Origin of the sequence: Psychrobacter sp. NPDC078929 (assembly GCF_050267985.1) — a bacterium.
Taxonomy (GTDB): domain Bacteria; phylum Pseudomonadota; class Gammaproteobacteria; order Pseudomonadales; family Moraxellaceae; genus Psychrobacter.
In genome coordinates this window covers 71,759-93,214 of sequence record NZ_JBNNFX010000008.1, presented here as the reverse complement: position 1 = coordinate 93,214, position 21,456 = coordinate 71,759, and the positions used below count along the sequence as shown (strand labels likewise).

The following is a 21,456-nucleotide window of genomic DNA, read 5'->3' as shown; positions in this document are numbered from 1 at the left end:
TAATGAATATCTTTTGATACTCATATTTATTATTCTATCTTTATTACCTCTTATAGACAGCCATTTATTTTGAAAACAACGCCTACCACCATGCCGACTCAAACGCTACCATCACAGCCTATTGGCCGCTTTGCGCCTTCACCAACGGGTGAGTTACATCTTGGTTCTCTAACGACTGCGCTTGCCAGCTTTTGCCATATCAAATCAATCGGTGGTAAATGGCTGTTGCGTATGGAAGATACCGATACTGAACGCTGTGATAGACAGTTCACTGAGCAAATTTTGATGGATCTTGAGGCACTTGGATTGCATTGGGATGGTGATGTTATTTATCAGTCTGAGCGCATTGATATCTATAACGATTATCTGTCATCATATCTGGAGCCGTTGACCTATGGCTGCCAATGCTCTCGTAAAGACTTAGAACAGTACTGGGCGCAAGAAGAGATAAGTAGAAACCATAGTCTTGCCAGCTTAGCTGCGCTGACCGACCAGACATCCTTAGACGAACAAGTTTCATCAATTGGCCAAGTACAGCCAAATAGACAACGCTATCCGCGTCGCTGTGTGGCAGCTGACCTTGATAGACAGCAGCATAAGCTACGTATTCAGCTACCAGACTATCGGATTGGCTTCAATGACGGTATTCAGGGACTACAATGGGATAATCCGCAGCAGACGTTAGGTGATATGGTCGCTCGTCGTCAGGATGGCATGATTAACTATATACTGGCAGCCAGCCTCGATGATGGTCTACAGCAGGTTACTCATATCATGCGTGGCCTTGATATTCTACCTATGACGACGGCGCAAATCGGTATCATGCAAGCCGCGCGCCTACCCACTATTGACCAATGGTATCATCTGCCATTGATTAATAATGCTGATGGCAAAAAGCTCTCTAAGCAAAACCTTGCTCAACCAATTGACACATCAGACCCGAGTCAACTTATTGCTGAAGCCCTATCACTACTACAGCAAGCAAAGGTCGATATCGATACCCCAGAAAACATGCTTAAACAAGCCATTACGCAATGGGACAATACCCCACTACAAGGCAAGCAACAGTTAAACTTGTCCTATTAATAAGAGTTCAAAAGCTATAAATAGACAATAAAAAGCGCCACTATGAGTGACGCTTTGATGCCAATCGTACTGGGCATGATTTACCGAAATCTTAAAGCTACATGACACTCAGCCAATTATAGGCAAAGCCTATTAGTAATAACGGCATTGGCTTTTCTCGATTTCAGGGCTTTCTTTATATATCTTCAATAATAGCGCGACCATAACCAAGCTAATCAACATAGACGAACCACCATAACTAAAGAACGGCATAGTGAGACCTTTGGTTGGAATAGCACCCATATTCATCGCAGCGTTAATAATCGTCTGGGCAATAAATACCACACCAATACCGAAAGCAGTATAGCTCATGCGCATTTGACGACGTTTCAGCGCGTTGTAACTGATCCGCATCGCACTACCGATGATCAGCGCTTCAAGTATCAGTACCATGCTGACACCGACGAACCCTAACTCTTCACCCGTAATGGCTAATAGGAAATCCGTATGCGCCTCAGGCAAATGCGACAGTTTCTGTACACTTTCGCCATAGCCGACACCCGTGAATTGGCCACGGCCAAAGGCGATTAAACTACGCGCCAACTGATAATCGGTATCCTGCACATCGTCAAATGGATCCATAAACGACATCACACGCACCAATCGGTACTCTGCCGTAGTCACCATCAAGACAGCTCCACCAACAGCAGCAGCAGCCAATGCTAAGAAATGCTTGTAAGGCGCCCCAGCAATATAAAAAATCGCGAACAGCGTACCAATAATGACGACAAAAGAACCGAAATCTGGCTGTGACAATAGAAGTATCGTTATCAGCGCGACTACCAACATAATTCGTAAGAAACCGTCTAGGCCATTACGAACTTCAAAAGACCGGCGTACCACAAAGTCAGATACAAACACAATCATGACCAGTTTGGCTAACTCAGCTACCTGAAAGTTAAAACCACCTACCGTAAGCCAACGTTTGGAACCATTGATTGGTGTGCTAAACAGCGTGGCAACAAGTAATAGCCCTGTGATGCCTAACAAAGCAAACTGGGTCTCGGTCTTATATAGGGTGCGCAAAGACACGCCATAATAAGGAATAATCGCAACGATTAAACCAATTGTCATATACAACAGCTGGTTTTTGAAAAAATACAGCTCTGTCATACCGCGGCTAAGCGCAAAAGGAATAGAAGCAGAAGCAACCATCAGCAGACTAAGCACCATCATACAGCCGACGCTTGATAATAAAATTGCGCGCGCTGACGGCATAGACAGAACACCGTCTGAGCCAGAGGTTTGCTTGGTTTGGGGCGAGTAACGAAAAAAAGAAGAGAGCGCCATAATTTTATATACACTAACAAACGAAAAAACACGGCGTCTATGAAACGCCACCGTTTAAAAAATTATAAAGTAAATCGTACTAAATAGATGGTGATAGGAAACCTTTAACCATTGGCAAACGCCTTAGCCAGCACCTATTTCAGTAATCAGGATTATATGCTTGACAGTAGCAGCAATCTATAAGCAAAACAATCATTTATCCAGAAAATACTGGCTGTTGCTAGAGAATAGACATCTGCTATGCCAACCTATATAGCTGCTTAATATATTCGACTACCTATCAAGCTTCTGATTGTGCGGTGTCTAATTGATTGACCAGTTGGCTAAAGTGTTCACCGCGAGCCGCATAACCACTATATTGGTCAAAGCTAGCACAAGCGGGTGACAGCAATACAGCTTGTACTTGCGATAAACTACTGGTAGTGACTTGTTGAATAGTCGCAAATGCGTTCTCTAGTGTCTGACACTGATGTAGTGCGACATCATCACTCAATTTCGCAGCTCTGAGATGTTGTTCAATCTGCTGACCATCCTCACCAATGAACAAGACTTGGCTCACGTATTGATTGATAAAAGGCGTTAATTCACCAAACTGTTGCCCTTTGCCTTGCCCGCCTAGGATCAATAGTAGCTTACCGTCTTTTGGCGCATAGACTGCGCCCAAGCCTTCGATAGCGGCCATGGTCGAACCAATATTGGTGCCTTTAGAATCATTGAAATAATCAATACCAGCAGCATTGGCCACATATTGGCAGCGATGTTCAAGACCTGTGAACTGCTGTAAAGTGGTCAGCATACTCTCTAGCGGCAATCCTGCAAGCTCGCCAAGTGCCAGAGCCGCTTGCGCATTCAGTAGATTATGACGACCTTTAATCAACAGTTTGTCTGCCGACAGTAATCGTTCTGTACCACGAGCAAGATAAGTTTGGCCCTCTGTGTCGGTAATCAGACCATACTGACCTTTATCAGGGGCATGAATACCCGTACTAATTCTCGGTAGGTTGTCTGCGACCAATGGACGAGTGAGCGCATCTTCACGGTTAATCATCACCGACTTGGCACCTTGGAAGATACGATGTTTGGCTTGATGGTAGCCAAGCATATCTCCATGACGATCTAAATGATCAGGCGACATATTGAGCACAGTTGCTACCTTTGCGCCCAAGTTGGTAACGGTTTCTAATTGGAAGCTAGACAGCTCAAGTACCGCAAGTTCCATATCAGAATTATCTAGCAATGTTAAAGCTGGTACACCGATATTGCCACCAACACCCACGTTAACGCCAGCATCTACCGCCATTTGGCCAACTAACGTAGTGACCGTACTTTTAGCGTTAGAACCTGTAATCGCTACGATTGGTACGGTACAAGCTTCACAGAACAGTTGAATATCACTAACTACAGGGATATTGGCTTGGCGAGCAGCAGCCACAGCGGCAGTCTCAAGAGAAATACCTGGGCTAATAATAATACGTGCCGCTTGCTGCAATAAATCGGCATCTATCTCACCAAACTGGCGAATCTCAATCTCGGCTGGCAACTGATCGGCCAATTTAGGGGTAACTTGAGCATCAGTGACTGCGACTTGATAGCCTTGCTTGGCCAGATAATGCGCGACTGACAATCCAGACTGCCCCAAACCGACCACGACTTGTAGACCACTACCCTTATGAAGTAAGGCTTCTGTTGCTGTATTAGTGGTCATATCTATTCCTTCTATTAAACGAGAAAAGTTGTATCAAATAAATCTGCTGTATAGCGACTCTAATCGACACCGCTAAGATGTGCAGCATCTTAACGCCATCGTTCAGATTTCGGTACTGATTTTTTATGAGTTTATGCTATTATTCGCCTGTTTTTATATTAAGTGGCTAATGCTATAATAGTCAGCTTGATTAATATTTATCAGTATTTTGCTGAGCACATTGCTCAAGCATTTTAGTTTAGCATGTTGTCACATTTATCGCGCGATTGTCACGTCTCTTCATCAACGATTCTTGTTGTGATAAGGGTGTATCAGACAATTTTGATAATTTGACGAGTGATATATCACCTTCTACTACAGCAAGTGATTGCTGACTCTATATATTATTGTAGGTACATCTATCTAGTTGCCTATTTTAAGCAATCTTTTAAAAAATATTTTTAGGTAATTTACTGCCCTTATCATCGTATTGATTATTGATGAGCGTATTTTTGATACCAAAAAAATCAGTAGATACCTCGGTTATTAGTTAGATATCTTAGTTATTAGTTATATACCTCGGTTATTAGTTTCTCACAATCCAACACAGCAACATGACCTAGTGCATGTTGAAGTAAAAGAAAAATGAATAGCTATTATTAGCAACGCGATCATTTTATAAATGAGTAATGATTACTTTTTTTGCCTCTAACCCTATGTAGTTTACTTATGACATCTTTTATTGATAACTTGCGTGACGAGTGGTTTTCCAATGTTCGCGGTGACGTTTTATCGGGTTTGGTTGTAGCCCTAGCCCTTATTCCAGAAGCCATTGCCTTTTCTATTATCGCTGGTGTTGATCCAAAGGTTGGCTTATATGCCTCATTTTGTATCGCGGTAGTGATCAGTTTTGTCGGTGGTCGTCCAGGTATGATTTCGGCGGCGACTGGCGCTATGGCATTGGTCATGGTTGATTTGGTTGCTGACCACGGTCTGCAGTATTTGCTTGCCGCAACTTTGCTTTGCGGTGCCATTCAGGTCGTGATGGGCATACTAAAGCTTGGTAATCTAATGCGCTTTGTTTCTCGCTCAGTGGTTATCGGTTTCGTCAATGCTTTAGCAATATTGATTTTTGCCGCGCAATTACCAGAACTGAACCCAATGACTGAGCGTGTCGGCATGACCGTTTATATCATGACGGCAGCTGGTTTGGCGATTATTTATCTGTTTCCACTTATTCCTAAAATCGGTCGCATCGTTCCTTCACCGCTTATTTGTATTGTAGGTTTGACCGCTGTTGCAATGTATATGAATCTTGATATTCGTAACGTTGGTAGCATGGGTGATTTGCCAGATGCATTACCAGTATTCTTGTTGCCTGACATTCCATTGAACCTAAATACCTTGCTGATTATTGCGCCATACTCTATCGCGCTTGCCATCGTTGGTCTTTTAGAGTCTATGATGACAGCAACGATCGTCGATGAATTGACCGATACACCAAGTGATAAAAACAAAGAGTGTCGTGGTCAAGGTATGGCTAACGTCGTATCAGGTTTCTTTGGTGGTATGGCAGGCTGTGCGATGATTGGCCAATCAATGATCAACGTCAAATCGGGTGGTCGTACGCGTTTGTCTACTTTGATGGCCGGTGTAGTCCTTCTGATTATGGTCGTGTTTTTGAGCGAGTGGGTCAGTCAAATTCCAATGGCAGCCTTGGTTGCAGTCATGATTATGGTATCGATTGGTACGTTTAACTGGCAATCTATTCGCGAATTTAAGACACACCCAATGTCGTTTAATATCGTCATGCTAGCGACTGTATTGACTACCGTCTTTACTCACAATCTGGCTTACGGTGTGGGCGTAGGTGTCCTGCTATCTGCTTTAGCATTTGCCAATAAAATTGGTCAGTTCCTAACCATCTTTAGTGAATATGATGACAGCAGCAATACCCGCTACTATTATGTTCAAGGGCAGGTATTCTTTGCTTCTACCACCCAGTTCTTGCATAGCTTCGATACCAAAGAAGCTGTAGATAGTATTCAGATTGATGTAAGCCAAGCACATTTTTGGGATGTTAGCGCTGTTGATACCTTGGACAAACTAGTGATGCGCTTGCAACGTGAAGGCATTGATGTCAAAGTGGTAGGACTCAACAATGCGAGTCGAACACTAATTGATCGCTTCTCTGTTCATGACCGCCGAGACATTGGCTTGTTAGACTAAGCGACACTGCTAAGTAAATCTACGCGGTTGCCATGTGACTGTATTATTAGTCTATGGATAATGTATCGGATATTAATAGACAGTTATATTGGTAAAAGGGTTGGATGTATTTTGCATACGCCAACCCTAAACTGAGATAGCCGATTTTTATTATTAAAATGATGTGGTCGTTTTATGAGTAATTTAAAACCAGATAGTGTGATTGCTTGCTTGGACTGTCCTGATCATGTTCAAGCGGTACTAGAGGCCAGTATGTGGGCTTCTATTCGCCTGCGCGCGTCTGTTGGCTTATTGCACTCGATGCCAAGCTTGCAGCAAAAAGCCGCTATTAATTATTCTGGTTGCCTCAATATTGATGATGAAAACGCTTTGCTCGAACAGTTCACATCCAAAGAGCATCTAAGTAACTGTGAGCTAAAAGCGCAGGGCCGACTGCTATTATCTCAAGCGACCTCGTATTGTGAGCAGCAACGTCATAAGTTAAAGACATATACACTACATCGTCATGAGAACCTCAATCAGAGCATTGATTACGTCGATGACCAAGCACAATTGATCGTTATAGGCCATCACGTCACCTGCAAATCAACGCTGAGCCAACTCATTCGAGTCAGTCATTGCCCCATTTTGGTGACACATGCACCATTTTTGCCCCCTACTACTGCTTTATTTGCGTTTGATAACAGTCCAACGTGCCATAAACTACTAAATTGGCTGTGTAAAACGCCACTGGTGCGTGCACTAACGGTTCATATTGTGATGGTTGGTAAGGAAACTTCTGATAACTGTGATGCGTTGCGTGAAGCCTACGCCAAGCTCAAACAGGCGGGTATCAAATCCAAAAAGACATTGCTTGACTGCCGTGATGTAGCTGCGGCTTTGAACTACTATCAAAACCAACATGATATCGGTTTACTTATGACTGGGGCTTTTGGCCAATCTCGTCTACGCGAATTACTACAAGGTAGCGACACTAAAAAGCTATTGGTCAGCACAAAAACCCCTTATCTACTATTTCCTAAAGCATAACGACGTATATATAAATACGCCTTAGTCCTTTATCTACCTAGGCTCAGGGGCCTGACTACTATGTTAGGCTCTGCCGCTTATCTCTATTTTCTCTCTACCTTCCCGCCATTCATCTTTGATATGCTTGCATGAAAAGGCCAAGCTAACGACCAAACTCAAGTTAGCAAATCGTCACATGAAATAAAGGGATAGCCTCCCCAAGCACTCAAAAAGTTGGTTATAATAAAGTTTTCGTTAACCAAACGCTAAAGATTGATTCACCTTTATTATGCTTGTAGCGATGGCTCTAATCGTTGCATCGTAGCCCATACTCTATGTTACTACTGTCATTACTTTTTAATGAACAACGCCAATTCTACCTCCCCCCTTGAGTAGGTTGGCATAGTTCTTGAATAACTTACAGTAAGCAAGGCAGAGATATGATGATGCATCATAGTACTTCTATCAATCTGCGGCATCACACAAATAAGGAATTTTTTATGAAGCTAATCACTGCGATCTTAAAACCGTTTAAGCTCGACGACGTGCGTGAAGCGCTTTCCGACATCGGTGTTAAAGGTGTCACTGTCACTGAAGTCAAAGGTTTCGGTCGTCAAAAAGGTCATACAGAGCTCTATCGCGGCGCAGAATACGTGGTGGACTTTTTACCTAAAGTAAAAGTCGAAGTCGCTGTGATCGACGAGATGGTTGAGCCTGCTATCGAGGCAATCACTCGTATCGCTAGCACTGGTAAAATTGGTGATGGCAAGATTTTCGTCACTGCACTTGAGCAAGTTATCCGCATCCGTACGGGTGAAACAGGACCTGACGCTATCTAAATTTGAAGACCTACCTACGGGCATAAACTTATAGGTACAGACTCTTACAGCATTTTTATCTATCGGTAATGCCGATATCTATATTATAAATTCAAGGGGGAATTTAAATGGAAAGTCAAATCTTTGAGCTCCAATATGCGCTTGATACGTTTTACTTTTTGATATGTGGTGCGTTGGTCATGTGGATGGCAGCAGGCTTCACTATGTTAGAGGCCGGACTGGTCCGATCAAAAAACACAGTCGAAATCTTAACCAAAAACATTGCCCTATTTGCAACGGCTAGTATCATGTATATGGTATGTGGCTATGCGATTATGTATGGTGGCGATCTATTCTTAAGCGGAATTGCAGGCGGTGATACGTTAGTAGAAGACGCCCTAGCAGCCTCTGCTGAAAACGGCTTCGGTGGCGACTCTGTCTACTCTGCCGCATCAGATTTTTTCTTCCAAGTAGTCTTTGTAGCGACCTGTATGTCAATCGTATCAGGTGCGGTTGCTGAGCGCATGAAACTGTGGTCATTCTTATTATTCGCTGTGGTCATGACTGGTGTTATCTACCCACTAGAAGGTAGCTGGACATGGGGCGGCAACGATGTCTTTGGCCTATTCAACCTAGGCGACATGGGCTTCTCTGACTTTGCAGGCTCTGGTATCGTACATATGGCAGGTGCAGCAGCAGCTCTAGCAGGTGTACTACTATTAGGCTCACGTAAAGGTAAATATGGCCCTAATGGCGAGATACGCGCTATTCCTGGTGCCAACCTACCATTGGCGGCACTCGGTACACTAATCTTATGGATGGGTTGGTTCGGTTTCAACGGTGGTTCAGTGCTCAAATTAGGCGACATCGCTAGTGCAAATGCTGTTGCAATGGTATTCTTGAACACTAATGCTGCTGCTGCTGGCGGTGCTGTCGGTGCCTTGATCTTAGCCCGCATCATCTTTGGTAAAGCGGATCTAACTATGCTTCTAAACGGTGTACTAGCAGGTCTAGTTGCCATTACTGCTGAGCCTTCAACCCCTTCTGCATTACAAGCCACTATTTTTGGTGTTATCGCCGGTATTATTGTAGTGCTATCTATTTTAGCCTTAGACAAAATCAAAATTGATGATCCAGTTGGTGCAATCTCAGTTCATGGTGTGGTCGGTCTATTTGGTCTGCTAATTGTACCTATTACTAACCCAGCATCTACCTTTATCGGTCAGATTGTGGGTGCTGCAACCATCTTTGCTTGGGTATTCATTGCCAGCCTAGTGGTTTGGTCTATCATCAAGCTAGTTATCGGTCTACGTATCTCTGAAGAAGACGAATACGAAGGTGCTGATATTGCAGAATGTGGTATGGAAGCTTACCCAGAATTTATAAGATAAGCTCCTTTCAAGTAAGCTAAAGATTGATGTTAAATGCGCTGATACTACCCACTGTAGTATCGGCGTTTATAATTTTAGTGTTTAAAGTTCTCCCCTGTTGAAGCCATAAGCTTAAATCTAAAACGTAAAAAATCCCGCGAGACCTTTCGGTAACGCGGGATTTTTATGTATTACACTAAAACTAATTTTTTAGTTTATTTCTTTTTCCACTCTTGGCTACGAGAGAATGGTCCGATATAGCCTTTTAGCTTCAATGTGTTGCCGCTTAAGCTTGCAGTCATACGATAGTCTTTGCCTTTTTCAGGGTCAGTAATCGTACCACCACTATATTTACCACCACCGTCAGCTTTTAGACCTTTAATAATGGTCGTACCAACGTGCTTTTTGCCTTTAGCTGAGTTAGTAGCAATAAGAGTACCGGTCAACACACCATTTGACTCAGTGATCTTTACCGTACCTTTTGGCTTGCCTTCATCATATGTCTGCCAAGTAGTGTTGGCTAATGGGTCAGCGGCGAATGCCATGCTAGCAATACCAATACCAGCAACTGCTAAAGTGGTCTTTGTAAATAATTTCATAGATTGACTCCCTTCATACAATGATTACTCGAAACGTTATGTTTCTGTTGTCCTATGCTTATCCTTTGCTAGAATCTTTCATTACGAGCTTTATGATTTCGACCTTTTTAAATGATAGTTACCATTACAACTTATAAGCTTTTGGTTAAAGATTCAAGCGACACAAGCGATGTCTTAACTCATTATAAGCAATTTTTAGGTTTTGCCTAGTAATTTTTTTACAGTTTCTTATTTCTATAAAAATAAAACCATATCAAAGAGTTACAGAAAAGGATTGTCGATATCTTTATCTAATTGGTCATCATTTTCCTTTGACTTAGCATCATTCTTGCTATATAGATTTTTATCTTCAAATGCTTGTACGATTTTTCCCGATAGCTCATGCAACTGTTGGGCTTGCTTATATCCTAACTCATCAAAAGTGAGATCAATATCACCATATATAATAATCTTGTCTTTTTGATTTTCAATGACAAGATCACCAATCTGCATGCTTTGATGGTCGTTGGCGAATGGCTCAATCATTTGATTATCCTTATTATCAGTAACATTGTATTTTTTCAGAATGAGGCGGTTTTAGGGTCTTACTTTCAGCTTAAGCCTGTAATTGTGCAATCAACCATTCTAAAATAGCCCAGACAAACAGTATCCACTCAGGCTCTTCTACTGGCACCTCGGGGGTATCTGAGCTCTCACCTGCCTTCAATGGTAAATCAAACGCTTGAGATTTGGACTGACTATCTAGCATAGGTAATACATCAATGCCAATCTCAGTGGTCAGCTCATCGATACTAATTACGTCGATGCGTTCTGACTCATCATTTGGGGCGTAATACACGCCTGCTTGATTGGTTGCTGGGATATATACCGCTTTGAAGAAATGGCTAGGCACAAGGACACGGTTAGCGAGCTGCTTGGTTTTTTTATCAGTAAATGCCACACCCGTGATGGTATACACCTCACCGTATTGCTGCGTTAAATACCGAGTGGCAGATTCAATATTACGCCAAATGTAGCGATTGTTACGTGGTGACTGCGGAGCAATATTGGCTAAACTAAAGCTATCATACTGCTGGCTGCGATTGGCCATATTGGCATTGGGTGCCAAATGACCTCGATCATAGCCAGAGCCTGAATAATCGGATAATGAGGCTCGTGCTGACTTTGGCAGTTTACTCTCTTCGTGAAAGCTATCTTCACGATCGATCTGCTTAGCTTGTTGTAGACGTGTGCGATCGAGATGCTCTGCTGACCAAAGCGGTGTACGCGATACCCCCGAGTACATGACCGCAAAGCCATCCATGCATAGCGCTTGTGTGTCTTTTTTTAGCTTGGTATTGGTAAATTCAGGATAAACACCCCCATAAAAAGACTGGCTACACTGGGTCAAATCATCAGCGTGTGCTTGGGTAATACCCGTCGCGACAAGCAATACTGCCATCAGTGCACTATTCTTACATCCGTACTTGATCCTGCTAAAACTTATCATTCAACTTTCAACCATTTATACTTGCCGTTACATACTTGCTATCCTAGCAGGCGCTTGCCAATAAAGAAAGATAGCGCGCAAGTCGTGACATTCTAAATGGTATCCGCTATACTTAGGCGTTCAAAAAACGGTGAAGTGGGTGAGTGGCTGAAACCGCACGCCTGGAAAGTGTGTATACGTTCATAGCGTATCGAGGGTTCGAATCCCTCCTTCACCGCCAATCTTATAAAATCTTAGTTTTCCCACCTTGACCCAATTCCACTCATATACCAATTAAACCCTTTATAAATAACGCGTCTAGCGTTTTTTTTATGTCTGCTATTTTCCCAACCCCACCCAACGTGACCCACCTATCACGTCGCTTGTGTTGGTCTATTCGTTGGTCTATTATTCATATAGACCGTAATTAGACCAACATTCGATCTAGATTTATACGCCTTAGACCAACATAATTGTCTTAACGCTTTGAATGTATAGCTCGTAGGTATGAGGAATAGACCAACATGTTAAGTGATACCAAAATTCGTAAGCTTAAACCAAGTGAGAAGTGCGTACCTTTGCGGCCTGACAAGTATACTGACAAGTATGGATTACAGCTTTTTGTGCGTAGCACGGGTACAAAATCATGGATAAGCGTTTATCGCTTTAATGGTAAACAAAAAAGTATGACTCTTGGTACCTACCCACTCATGTCGCTATCTCAGGCCAGACAAGCCAATACCGAGATCAAAGCATTATTGGCTAACGGTATTGATCCAAAAAATAAAAAACGGCAAGATAAGCTTGCCAATATTCATGCGCAAAAATTTAATGACTATGCGCTAGACTGGCTTGCTGAACGACAACGTAACGTCAAGCCGCGTACTTATCAGCAAGACTATAACCGTATGCATAAAGATGTGTTATCACATTTTGAAGGCATCGCTTTAAAAGATGTAAGCTTTGAAGACTGCCGATCAATGGCAGACGAGATCGAAAAGCGTGTGAACAAGAATGGTGAACCACCACGTGAGGTTACCAGACGCACTATTGATTTGGTTGCTAATGTTTTAAAGCGTGCCAAACGCGAACGTATCATTGAGCAAAACCCAATCGATGATCTAAAGGAACTCTATCCTAAAGCCAAAAGTCAGCACATGAAGCATGTCGATATCAGTGAGCTGCCTGGCCTACTACAAGCTATCGAGGGTTATCATGGTCACGACCAAACTAGATTAGGTATGAAATTCTTAGCCTATTCATTTTGTCGCACCATTGAGCTGCGTATGATGAAATGGTCACACATTGATTTTGCTAACCGTTTATGGCGTGTTGATATCGACAATCTCAAAATTGCGCGTAAGCATGTCGTACCACTATCAGACCAAATGCTCGCAGTGCTAGAAGAAATGAAAGCCATCACAGGGGAATATGAATATGTTTTCTATCACACGGGCATGCATCAGCCGTACAGCGAAGAATTCATCAATAACGCGCTAGATATACTAGGATATGCTGGTAAACAGACAGGACACGGCTTTCGCCACATCGCTTCAACCAATTTGAACGAGCTCGGCTACATGGGCGATGCGATCGAAAAGCAGATGGCGCATGATAAGAAAAGTAGCATTCGCGCAGTGTATAACCACGCACAGCACTTAGAAGAGCGCCGTAAGATTATGCAGGTCTGGGCAGACTTTTTAGATCTGCTTAGAGACAAAGGCGAAGTCGTAGACTTCCAGACAGCGCGGCAGCAGATCGAAAAGTCGTTAGAAAGTAAGCAGCCTGAACCATTACAACACACTGATAAGCACGACCTCATTAAGGCATTGTTGAGCCAAGGAATTACTATAGATGAGTTACAAAGCTATGTCGATAAGCATTAGTATAAATCCTTACCATTGACATCTACATACTCCATTTCGTAAAACCGATTAATTAGTATATCAAGCATGGCTGTCTCTGACAGCCCTTGTACCTGCGCCATCTTCTCTAACCTACTTTTGGTTTTTTTCGTCAATGGTAGGTGATATGGCTTTTTTGTCTTACCTGCATTGCGATACTTCTGTTGGCTCCAACCTCGTTTCATTTTATCGATTATAATTTCTTTATTTGCACTAGTACTATAAGAATAATTAGTATTTTTTATTTTAGTATAGCTAGGGTAATCAATAAGATCTAAAGAAGCCAATATTGTGGCTTTTAATTCCTCATCTGAATCTATATTGTTGTTCACGTTTGCCATTATATTTCTACGATTTAAATAATTAAATACCCAAAATAGTATTTCTTGTCCATGGTTACTTAACCATTTAGTATAATTTTCATTTGAAATAACTTCTTTATAGATTGAAATTATATTTTTTATTAAAAATATTTTATTTTCCACTGTAGACCTATTCTCCTGCCTGTCAAAATAATAATAAATACTTTTAATAATATCTTTAGTGTCTACAATTTCTATATCATAGTCATATTCATTAATAAGGATTTTTAAAGTAAATACCTGAGCTCTCAAGTTCTCCTCGATCAACTGAAAATGCTTATTAGGCAATAAGACATGTGACATTTTCATACAAGCTTCATATGTAACTTCTTTAAAATTTTCTAATTTTGCTAACTGGGTTATTAGTTCTTCGTGTAAGTTATTTGATCTAGTACTCAGAAAAGAAACTTTACCTATCTTATCGGCAAGATAAAGTTGTAACCAAGCCACCTCTCTTTCTGACAAACATCTGATGTTTTCATCAAAGTATTTCTTATTTTCATGTATTACATTTGATGCATGACCTACGTTAATATTCGACATTATTCCACCATTTTTATTTTATCACGCGTGATATTTTCATTAGTAAATAGTAATAATATTGTAGATTTAAAGTGTTATTTAAGCAATATTTTAGTGATATTTTCATATCGAATATTAACCTCAAGTCTTCTATTTCAATACTCCAACCCCTAGATTAGTCTAGTTATTGCTACAATCTGAGTTCTCAGGTAACTATCCCCCATCATACTCTTAGTTTATTGAGAAAAATATGAAGTGATTTTTAAGCAAACTATGTGTTTATGCTAGAGATATGTGGATTTTACTGAGATGCAATAAGTTGGTATTAGAGTATCAATATACTTATCAATATACTATCAATATACTATCAATATACTTGTAAGTACTACTAAGCTAAGAGTTACTCTCTTAGCTATCTGCATTATAAAATTACGAATGTGCGTAACCCTATGAATCAATAAACTCATAAGGAAAATCATGTCACATTTAACTTATAATCAATCCAAACTTACCAATGATGTTGATAAACTGGTCAAAAACGTATTATTTAAAAATCTTAGAGGTAAACGCTTTCAAGATCAATTGAACGAGTTATATCGACCATTTATGTTTATGCATTACTCTCAAGATGCTTTGACTTACTCACAAGACTCTGTAAATTACTCACAAGCTATTAACGCATTTATGAACAGTACCATTACTTTAATTGGTGCTTCGTATCCTTGTGATGTTATTTGGGACTATGAGAGAAGTCAAAAAATCATTACAAAGTTATTAGAGTATAAAGATAGTATTATGAGAGAGCTTTATGATTGGCGTTACCAAGAATCTCAAAATCAAAAAGTTTTGGAGTGTTACTTTAAAAATCTGATTGAGAATAAATCAAGAGTGTTAGTTATTTTCATTGAGCTAAAGTATTTGAAAAACCAACGATATAATCTGACTATTCACGATTTTTATAATCACATGAAAAATCTCAGAAAACTTATCAGCAAGAAAAACGCTTGTTTTAAACACCTAACTGGTTATGCATGGGCATTAGAGCAGGGCTATAAATATGGCGGTTTCCACTGCCATTTAGTCTTAACTTATGATAATTCAAAAAGATATTCTGACTGGCATATCGCTAAAACGATAGGTGAGAAGTGGCAAGAAGTCACAGAGGGCATCGGTACTTATCATAGTTCTCACGACACTAAGACCAAATATAGTTTTGAAAAAGATGGAAAGCTAGGTGTTGGTAGAATACATCGTGATAGTCCTCAGGAGGTAGAGAACGCTTTTACTGTAGCAAGGTACTTAACAAAGTCTGATAAATACGATCAAAAGCTCAAAGTGTGGTTGCCTAAGATGCAAACATTTGGACATGGTGAATTTAAGGAAAAATAGAGAATAAACGCTTTGGCTTGCTTAAATATCAAAATAATTTCAGATATACAGTATCGCCATGAGATGAGATAAGGAGCCATCGCTACCTTATCCATCTACCCCTAAACGTCTAATCAAGGTCTGCTTATAGCAGGCCTTTTTTATGCGCCACTATCAAGGAGATCCTATGAAACCTATCTGCCCCAACTGTCATTCAGCACACGTTATAGAGAATACGGATACCAATATGCAAAGCATGTCGGAGCATCTGTGCTCACCTAAGCTCTTAGTCAGTCTTGGTACTAGCGTCTGCAAGTACTACAAGATCAACCCCATGATCGGGATGGTTGCAGGTGGCGCACTTGCCACCGTGATCAATCTGGCACAGCAACGGCTGATGCAGCCGCCACTACTCAGAGCGACTATCCTGCCGCGCTATCTATGCAGTACCTGTCAGCATACCTTTAGTATCTGACGTCCTCATTTATTTACTCAATCAATTATCAAAGCGTTTAAACAATCAATCTTAAAAGGAGCATCAACATGGCACATTTAATCGAAAGCATGGCATACGTTGGCGAAACCCCTTGGCATGGTCTTGGCAACGAGCTTTCCCCCAAGCAGCCTATTGAGGTCTGGGCACGTGAGGCTGGGATGAATTGGCGTATTGAATCATCGGATGTGAGCTACATGGCAACCAACGATAAAGGCCAAAACCTAATCATGCCTTATGACAATAACAAGGTGTTGTATCGCAGTGACACCTTAGAGCCACTATCGGTAGTTAGTCAGCGCTATCAAGAAGTACAACCCAATGAGATATTGGAGTTTTATCGTGACCTGACTGAACAAGCTGACTTTGAGCTGGAAACCGCAGGGGTGTTAAAAGGTGGACGTAAGTTCTGGGCACTCGCACGTACGGGACAATCCGCGACACTACGTGGCGGTGATGTCAGTCATGGCTATTTGCTACTAGCAACCGCTTGTGATGGTACGCTTGCCACCACAGCACAGTTCACCAATATTCGCGTGGTGTGTAATAACACCTTAGCGATCAGCCTTGCGAACGGTAGTGGCGGTGTGGTGAAAGTACCGCATAGCACGACCTTTGATGCCGAAAAGGTCAAGCAGCAATTGGGCATCTCCGTCAGCCAGTGGGATGCGTTTAACTATGAGATGAAGCAGTTAACCAATAGGCGCGTCACGCAAGCAGAAGCGGCTAACTACTTAAACCGTGTGTTTAACGATGTCAAAGACGATGGCTTGATCCTGTTTAATACGGCAAAGAAGGAAAAAGATGCGGTCCCTAATGCGAAAGCCATGAATCAGGTGATGAACATGTTTAACGGTCAAGGTCGCGGTGCAGATTTGGCATCAGCTAAAGACACGGCTTATGGGTTATTAAATGCGATGACAGAATTTGTTGATCATGAACGCCGCGCCATGTCGCAAGATCATCGATTGGATTCCGCCTGGTTTGGGGCTGGTGCTAAGCTCAAGGACAAAAGCCTCGATGAAGCGCTACGCTTGATTGCCTAGCTACTCTGTCTAACGAATTAACCACGCCTTTGCGCGTGGTTTTTTTATGCCGTCAATTAAGCAAGGCACATTTACAGATACAGATCACCAAGAATAAATCTACTAAAGGAGTTCACCATGAACCTGATCGCAGTAAACCATACCACCACGACTCAGTTAAAACCCAAACGTTCAACCATGACAGGTAAGGCATCTCGAACCGCTAAGTCTAAAATCAAGGACAATTCAGCAGAAGTTACGCTAAAGCGAAATGAAGTTATTAGCAAACCTGTTCAAGCAAAGACATCAACCATCGCTAAGCGTTTGGTCAATACCAAAAAACTAAGCCGTGAAGACTGGCTTGAGGTACGCAGACAAGGTATTGGTAGTAGTGACGCTGCCGCTGCCTGCGGTATCCATCCGTATCTGTCCATGCTGGAATTATGGATGATCAAAACAGGACGCATGAGCTCAAACATTGATGCCAGTGGTAATAACGGCATTGAATGCTATTCACCACTCTACTGGGGCCATACCTTAGAGCCAATGGTGGCGAAATACTACCAAGAGCATACAGGTAATAAGGTTAGGCGTGTCAATGCCGTCTTGCAGCATCCTGATCCTAATAAAGCCTTTATGCTGGCCAATTTGGACTATGCCATTACAGGCAATGATGAGGTGCAGATTTTAGAGTGCAAAACTGCTGGTGAACACGGGGCTAAGCTGTGGCGTGATGGCGTACCGTTGTACGTCACCTGCCAAGTTCAGCATCAACTAGCGGTCACAGGTAAACAAGCTGCCCATATCTGCGTGCTACTTTGTGGTCACGAGGCCAAGATTTATAAGGTTGAGCGTGACGAGCGTTTGATTGAATCGATCACTGAGCACGAGCGTCTATTCTGGCAATATGTAGAAAACGATACACCGCCCACTCCGGATCATTCTGAATCCGCAGCACGAGCACTAAAACTGCTTTATCCAAAGCCTAAGCCATTAAGCAAGGTTGATCTAAGAGGCGATGACGGGGCTAACAAGTTGTTTGAACAACTCTTAAGCTACCGCGCATCCATAGAAGATATCGAGCAGCGTCATGATCAAGTGAAGCATCAGCTGCAAACGCTTATCAAAGACAATGAGGTTGCCGTGTTTGATAAAGGGGCTATTTCATGGAAGCGCTCGAAAGACAGTGTCGGTCTTGATAGCAAAGCGGTTATCAAAGCGCATCCTGAATTGCTCATACAGTTTAGTAAAACCAAGCAAGGTAGTAGACGCTTTGTCATTCTTAATGACTAAGCCATCAGTCACTTAATCATCAACGCAGCAATCAACCAGTTAAAGCGAATCAAGCAAGCACATAAGGCCCACCTATCACAGGTGGGCTTTTTTATGGCCAAACAAAATCTATTAAACACAAGGAATTTCATCATGATTAAAGGTCTAACCATTACTCCACCAGTTCTAGGTCGCATCAGCATCGGCCGTGTCATTGAAAAAGATGGCAAACGTCTACCTGCCAAAGACGATCAATTCACTATCACCAGTCAAGTTCAAAACAAGGATGGTTGGGTCAACCATCCACTCGATGCAAAGCTACGCGAAAAGAATGACGGTAAGCTCAGACAAATACCAGTACGCATGCTGTTTAATGATCCTGAGTTGAATTTACGCGCAGAATACACGCTGTTCGATAGACAAACAGGTCGTCCACTATGCGTGGGTGACGGTGAGAAATGTCAGCGCAGAACCAATAATGGTGTCGAGCAGCTTCCTTGCCCATCACCTGATCGCTGCCCCTTAGCGCAAGGCGGTGCTTGTAAGCCGTATGGCAGACTGTACGTGAATCTGTCTGAAGACGATGAGCTCGGTACATTTATCTTTCGGACGACTGGCTTTAATAGTATTCGCACTTTAGCCGCACGTCTTAGCTACTTTGCAGCAGTATCCGGCAATAAGCTGTCGTGTTTGCCATTGCAACTCACACTCCGAGGTAAAAGCACAACCCAAAGCTATCGTACGCCAATCTACTTCGTGGATTTGACGTTACGTGATGACGTGACACTAAAGCAAGCGGTACAAGATGCACAGGCAATTGATCAAGAGCTTAGCGAACACGGCTTTGATCAAGCAGCATTAGAGGAAGCAGCCAAACAAGGTTACGTAAATTCCTGCTTTGAGATTGATAGCGATGGTCTGATGGATGTGGCTGAAGAGTTTTATCCAGTAGAGACAGATGAGGCCAATAGCAGTCCTCAAGGAGAGTCGAAAAATAGTGTTGCTCCCTACAATGTCGGTAATATTGAAAGAAGTCTAAGGGAGAGTGTGACAGCTATAAGTTAAAACAGTGGTAAGGATAGACGGCATAAGAAAGGAGTTGATTATTCAGCTCCTTTTTATGTTGCATATCTGGCCAATCATTGGACTACATGGGATGCCGTAAAAAAATATGGGACTCCGTAACTGTATGAGAAGAAAGATTCTCATTAACTTACAAAGGAGATATTCATGGAACAGTTAAATGCGAACACACAACAAAACGTATCAACAGCTAGCGCTTTACAGATACCTCGCATGATACCGCTCAAGCAAGTAATGCATTATACAGCGCTTAGTAGTACTACGATTTATGAGATGGTCAATAAAAAATCTGATCGTTACGATCCAACATTCCCTGTTCAAGTGAAATTATCAAGGGGACGTGTAGCATGGGTTGAGAGTGAGATTGCAGAATGGTTAGAATTCAAAATAGCTGCGAGAACTTATTAAGCAGTGATATGAAAATAAGCCACTCGAAGTGGCTTATTTATTAAATAATTGAGAGTATGAAATTTTTAGAACAATATAAAAGCAATTGGAGTAACTATTATTAAGCTCAGTAATGTCCTTTCAAACCATATAATAACGAGGTCTCTAACTTTAATAGGTATATCTGTAGATAAGATACTTGGCACACTAGCAGAAAAGAAAATAATAGACGATACGCAAACAACTGCAATCACAAATTTGGTAATTATGTCTGCTTCAACGACCAACAATGGGGGCAAAAACATTTCAGTAATACCAAGAGCAGCTGCTTTTGCGGCTAGCATTGGATCAGGTAGCTGCAATAGATAAGTAAATGGATAGAAAACATACGCTAGGATATCAAACAACAATGTATATTCTGCTAATATAAGAGCGACAATGCCAATAGATAAAATGGTTGGCAGAATGCTCATCGTCATCAACAATCCATCTTTTGTATTTACCAATATATTTTTAAATATATTATCAGCTTTGCCAGCTGCTTGCATACCTTCCTTAAAGGCATGGCTTACTCTAGACCCACTATATTCATGCTCATTTTCTGAATGAATAGGGGTACCGTCAATATACTCTTCAGGCATGTTACGCAAAGGGTAGATACGTACTGTTATAGCGGTGACTAAGAAAGTAACAAAAAGCGTCGTCCAAAAATACAGGTTCCAGCTTTCCATTAAATCAAGCGTTTTAGCAACGACAATCATAAAAGCTACAGTCACAGTGGAAAAACCGGTTGCTACAATAGCAGCTTGACGTTTGGTGAATTTCTTTTCACGATATTCACGATTTGTAATTAACAAACCAACAGCAAAACTGGCTACAAAAGATGCTAAAGCATTAACTGCAGAGCGACCTGGTGTATTCCAAATAGGCTTCATAATAGGTTTAGCAATAACGCCCATAAACTCAAGCAATCCGTAGCCTGTAAGCAGCCCTAAAAATGCACCACCTAAAGGAACCATTACTCCTACAGGGATTACCAAATAATTAAATACATAAGGGGCAATGTGAGGGTTAAGGAACCACTCTGGTCCCTGTTCAAAATAAACCAAAAGTGCAAAGAAAGTACCTAGTATCTTTAGCATGGTAAACACGATATGAAAGGTACTTTTATTCCATGATTTATTAATAAATGGATAAACACTACCAGCAACAATGAGTAATAGGATGAAAAAAGTTATCCCTGTTGGAAAGTTACTACTTAACCAAGTAGCCATATGATCCAAAGGTATCGAAGAAACCTCACCAATCTTAATAGGTACAAAGAATATAAAAATGCCTAGTAACGAATACAAGAAAAATCGAAACACTGATAGTGAAGATACCAATTTAGATCGATTGCCTTCCATCACATATCTCTCCTAGATAAGTTGAAATAAATAAATCAAACAC

Annotated in this window: 19 protein-coding genes and 1 tRNA gene; 13 read left to right on the top strand and 7 right to left on the bottom strand. The window is 41.6% G+C overall.

The window, feature by feature from the left end; translation table 11 throughout:
- Positions 1–90: 90 nt before the first annotated feature.
- Positions 91–1,086 carry a tRNA glutamyl-Q(34) synthetase GluQRS gene (gluQRS, locus tag ACQKCG_RS06465; protein WP_134292545.1) on the top strand — a complete coding sequence of 332 codons (996 nt, stop codon included), beginning with the start codon at positions 91–93 and terminating at the stop codon, positions 1,084–1,086.
- A 132-nt stretch (positions 1,087–1,218) separates the two neighbouring features.
- On the opposite strand, the gene ACQKCG_RS06460 is transcribed toward gluQRS, so the two are convergent.
- Together ACQKCG_RS06460 and murD are read right to left on the bottom strand one after the other, a co-directional pair.
- Entirely contained in the window at positions 1,219–2,415 is a 1,197-nt protein-coding gene (locus tag ACQKCG_RS06460) for an FtsW/RodA/SpoVE family cell cycle protein (RefSeq protein WP_201556092.1), read from the bottom strand.
- Positions 2,416–2,695: 280 nt separating this feature from the next.
- Positions 2,696–4,120, bottom strand: coding sequence for a UDP-N-acetylmuramoyl-L-alanine--D-glutamate ligase (gene murD, locus ACQKCG_RS06455; RefSeq protein ID WP_134292544.1), 1,425 nt, complete (start codon positions 4,118–4,120; stop codon positions 2,696–2,698).
- 708 nt (positions 4,121–4,828) lie between these two features.
- Between murD and ACQKCG_RS06450 the strand changes: the two genes are divergently transcribed.
- The 4 genes from ACQKCG_RS06450 (at position 4,829) to ACQKCG_RS06435 (ending at position 9,545) form a co-directional block, all read left to right on the top strand.
- Complete coding sequence (locus tag ACQKCG_RS06450; protein WP_102078331.1) at positions 4,829–6,328, top strand: SulP family inorganic anion transporter; 1,500 nt, start codon at positions 4,829–4,831, stop codon at positions 6,326–6,328.
- A gap of 174 nt (positions 6,329–6,502) precedes the next feature.
- Positions 6,503–7,357 (top strand): universal stress protein, encoded by an 855-nt coding sequence (locus ACQKCG_RS06445; protein ID WP_102078332.1) that lies wholly within the window; start codon positions 6,503–6,505, stop codon positions 7,355–7,357.
- 479 nt (positions 7,358–7,836) lie between these two features.
- Positions 7,837–8,175, top strand: a complete 339-nt coding sequence (locus ACQKCG_RS06440) for a P-II family nitrogen regulator (protein WP_010197981.1) — start codon at positions 7,837–7,839, stop codon at positions 8,173–8,175.
- A 107-nt stretch (positions 8,176–8,282) separates the two neighbouring features.
- On the top strand, positions 8,283–9,545 hold the full coding sequence (locus tag ACQKCG_RS06435; RefSeq protein ID WP_102078333.1) for an ammonium transporter: 1,263 nt from the start codon (positions 8,283–8,285) through the stop codon (positions 9,543–9,545).
- Between the two features lie 194 nt (positions 9,546–9,739).
- On the opposite strand, the gene ACQKCG_RS06430 is transcribed toward ACQKCG_RS06435, so the two are convergent.
- From ACQKCG_RS06430 to ACQKCG_RS06420, 3 genes are all read right to left on the bottom strand, one after another.
- Positions 9,740–10,123 carry a DUF2147 domain-containing protein gene (locus ACQKCG_RS06430; protein ID WP_101205965.1) on the bottom strand — a complete coding sequence of 128 codons (384 nt, stop codon included), beginning with the start codon at positions 10,121–10,123 and terminating at the stop codon, positions 9,740–9,742.
- 261 nt (positions 10,124–10,384) lie between these two features.
- Positions 10,385–10,648, bottom strand: a complete 264-nt coding sequence (locus tag ACQKCG_RS06425) for a hypothetical protein (RefSeq protein WP_101205966.1) — start codon at positions 10,646–10,648, stop codon at positions 10,385–10,387.
- A 70-nt stretch (positions 10,649–10,718) separates the two neighbouring features.
- Positions 10,719–11,564, bottom strand: a complete 846-nt coding sequence (locus tag ACQKCG_RS06420; RefSeq protein WP_198551546.1) for a DNA/RNA non-specific endonuclease — start codon at positions 11,562–11,564, stop codon at positions 10,719–10,721.
- Positions 11,565–11,741: 177 nt separating this feature from the next.
- On the opposite strand from ACQKCG_RS06420, the gene ACQKCG_RS06415 reads away from it, so the two are divergent.
- Together ACQKCG_RS06415 and ACQKCG_RS06410 are read left to right on the top strand one after the other, a co-directional pair.
- Positions 11,742–11,832: transfer RNA gene (locus ACQKCG_RS06415), tRNA-Ser, on the top strand.
- 283 nt (positions 11,833–12,115) lie between these two features.
- Entirely contained in the window at positions 12,116–13,477 is a 1,362-nt protein-coding gene (locus tag ACQKCG_RS06410; protein WP_427585294.1) for a tyrosine-type recombinase/integrase, read from the top strand.
- On the opposite strand, the gene ACQKCG_RS06405 is transcribed toward ACQKCG_RS06410, so the two are convergent.
- Positions 13,474–14,400 carry a hypothetical protein gene (locus ACQKCG_RS06405; RefSeq protein WP_427585293.1) on the bottom strand — a complete coding sequence of 309 codons (927 nt, stop codon included), beginning with the start codon at positions 14,398–14,400 and terminating at the stop codon, positions 13,474–13,476. The two genes, ACQKCG_RS06410 and ACQKCG_RS06405, sit on opposite strands and share 4 nt — an antisense overlap.
- Before the next feature lie 456 nt (positions 14,401–14,856).
- Here ACQKCG_RS06405 and ACQKCG_RS06400 point away from each other — a divergent pair, with 456 nt between their 5' ends.
- From ACQKCG_RS06400 to ACQKCG_RS06375, 6 genes are all read left to right on the top strand, one after another.
- On the top strand, positions 14,857–15,768 hold the full coding sequence (locus tag ACQKCG_RS06400; RefSeq protein ID WP_427585292.1) for a YagK/YfjJ domain-containing protein: 912 nt from the start codon (positions 14,857–14,859) through the stop codon (positions 15,766–15,768).
- Positions 15,769–15,934: 166 nt separating this feature from the next.
- A complete protein-coding gene (locus ACQKCG_RS06395) occupies positions 15,935–16,222 on the top strand; it encodes a hypothetical protein (RefSeq protein WP_427585291.1) in 288 nt (95 codons plus the stop codon).
- 68 nt (positions 16,223–16,290) lie between these two features.
- A complete protein-coding gene (locus ACQKCG_RS06390) occupies positions 16,291–17,286 on the top strand; it encodes a DUF932 domain-containing protein (protein WP_427585289.1) in 996 nt (331 codons plus the stop codon).
- Positions 17,287–17,403: 117 nt separating this feature from the next.
- Complete coding sequence (locus ACQKCG_RS06385; RefSeq protein ID WP_427585288.1) at positions 17,404–18,558, top strand: YqaJ viral recombinase family protein; 1,155 nt, start codon at positions 17,404–17,406, stop codon at positions 18,556–18,558.
- 132 nt (positions 18,559–18,690) lie between these two features.
- Positions 18,691–19,602 (top strand): hydrolase or metal-binding protein, encoded by a 912-nt coding sequence (locus ACQKCG_RS06380; RefSeq protein ID WP_427585299.1) that lies wholly within the window; start codon positions 18,691–18,693, stop codon positions 19,600–19,602.
- A gap of 165 nt (positions 19,603–19,767) precedes the next feature.
- Positions 19,768–20,028: a helix-turn-helix transcriptional regulator gene (locus ACQKCG_RS06375; protein WP_075106473.1), complete on the top strand. Its 261-nt coding sequence runs from the start codon at positions 19,768–19,770 to the stop codon at positions 20,026–20,028.
- A 65-nt stretch (positions 20,029–20,093) separates the two neighbouring features.
- On the opposite strand, the gene ACQKCG_RS06370 is transcribed toward ACQKCG_RS06375, so the two are convergent.
- Entirely contained in the window at positions 20,094–21,413 is a 1,320-nt protein-coding gene (locus tag ACQKCG_RS06370; RefSeq protein WP_427585297.1) for a YjiH family protein, read from the bottom strand.
- Positions 21,414–21,456 lie beyond the last annotated feature (43 nt).

Coding starts and splice junctions, on each gene's coding strand:
- ACQKCG_RS06450 (WP_102078331.1), top strand. CDS start 4,829: ATGACATCTTTTATTGATAACTTGCGTGACGAGTGGTTTTCCAATGTT.
- ACQKCG_RS06425 (WP_101205966.1), bottom strand. CDS start 10,648: ATGATTGAGCCATTCGCCAACGACCATCAAAGCATGCAGATTGGTGAT.
- ACQKCG_RS06400 (WP_427585292.1), top strand. CDS start 14,857: ATGTCACATTTAACTTATAATCAATCCAAACTTACCAATGATGTTGAT.
- ACQKCG_RS06410 (WP_427585294.1), top strand. CDS start 12,116: ATGTTAAGTGATACCAAAATTCGTAAGCTTAAACCAAGTGAGAAGTGC.
- ACQKCG_RS06375 (WP_075106473.1), top strand. CDS start 19,768: ATGGAACAGTTAAATGCGAACACACAACAAAACGTATCAACAGCTAGC.
- ACQKCG_RS06440 (WP_010197981.1), top strand. CDS start 7,837: ATGAAGCTAATCACTGCGATCTTAAAACCGTTTAAGCTCGACGACGTG.
- ACQKCG_RS06430 (WP_101205965.1), bottom strand. CDS start 10,123: ATGAAATTATTTACAAAGACCACTTTAGCAGTTGCTGGTATTGGTATT.
- ACQKCG_RS06395 (WP_427585291.1), top strand. CDS start 15,935: ATGAAACCTATCTGCCCCAACTGTCATTCAGCACACGTTATAGAGAAT.
- ACQKCG_RS06370 (WP_427585297.1), bottom strand. CDS start 21,413: ATGGAAGGCAATCGATCTAAATTGGTATCTTCACTATCAGTGTTTCGA.
- murD (WP_134292544.1), bottom strand. CDS start 4,120: ATGACCACTAATACAGCAACAGAAGCCTTACTTCATAAGGGTAGTGGT.
- ACQKCG_RS06435 (WP_102078333.1), top strand. CDS start 8,283: ATGGAAAGTCAAATCTTTGAGCTCCAATATGCGCTTGATACGTTTTAC.
- ACQKCG_RS06380 (WP_427585299.1), top strand. CDS start 18,691: ATGATTAAAGGTCTAACCATTACTCCACCAGTTCTAGGTCGCATCAGC.
- ACQKCG_RS06445 (WP_102078332.1), top strand. CDS start 6,503: ATGAGTAATTTAAAACCAGATAGTGTGATTGCTTGCTTGGACTGTCCT.
- ACQKCG_RS06420 (WP_198551546.1), bottom strand. CDS start 11,564: ATGGCAGTATTGCTTGTCGCGACGGGTATTACCCAAGCACACGCTGAT.
- ACQKCG_RS06390 (WP_427585289.1), top strand. CDS start 16,291: ATGGCACATTTAATCGAAAGCATGGCATACGTTGGCGAAACCCCTTGG.
- ACQKCG_RS06385 (WP_427585288.1), top strand. CDS start 17,404: ATGAACCTGATCGCAGTAAACCATACCACCACGACTCAGTTAAAACCC.
- ACQKCG_RS06460 (WP_201556092.1), bottom strand. CDS start 2,415: ATGGCGCTCTCTTCTTTTTTTCGTTACTCGCCCCAAACCAAGCAAACC.
- gluQRS (WP_134292545.1), top strand. CDS start 91: ATGCCGACTCAAACGCTACCATCACAGCCTATTGGCCGCTTTGCGCCT.
- ACQKCG_RS06405 (WP_427585293.1), bottom strand. CDS start 14,400: ATGTCGAATATTAACGTAGGTCATGCATCAAATGTAATACATGAAAAT.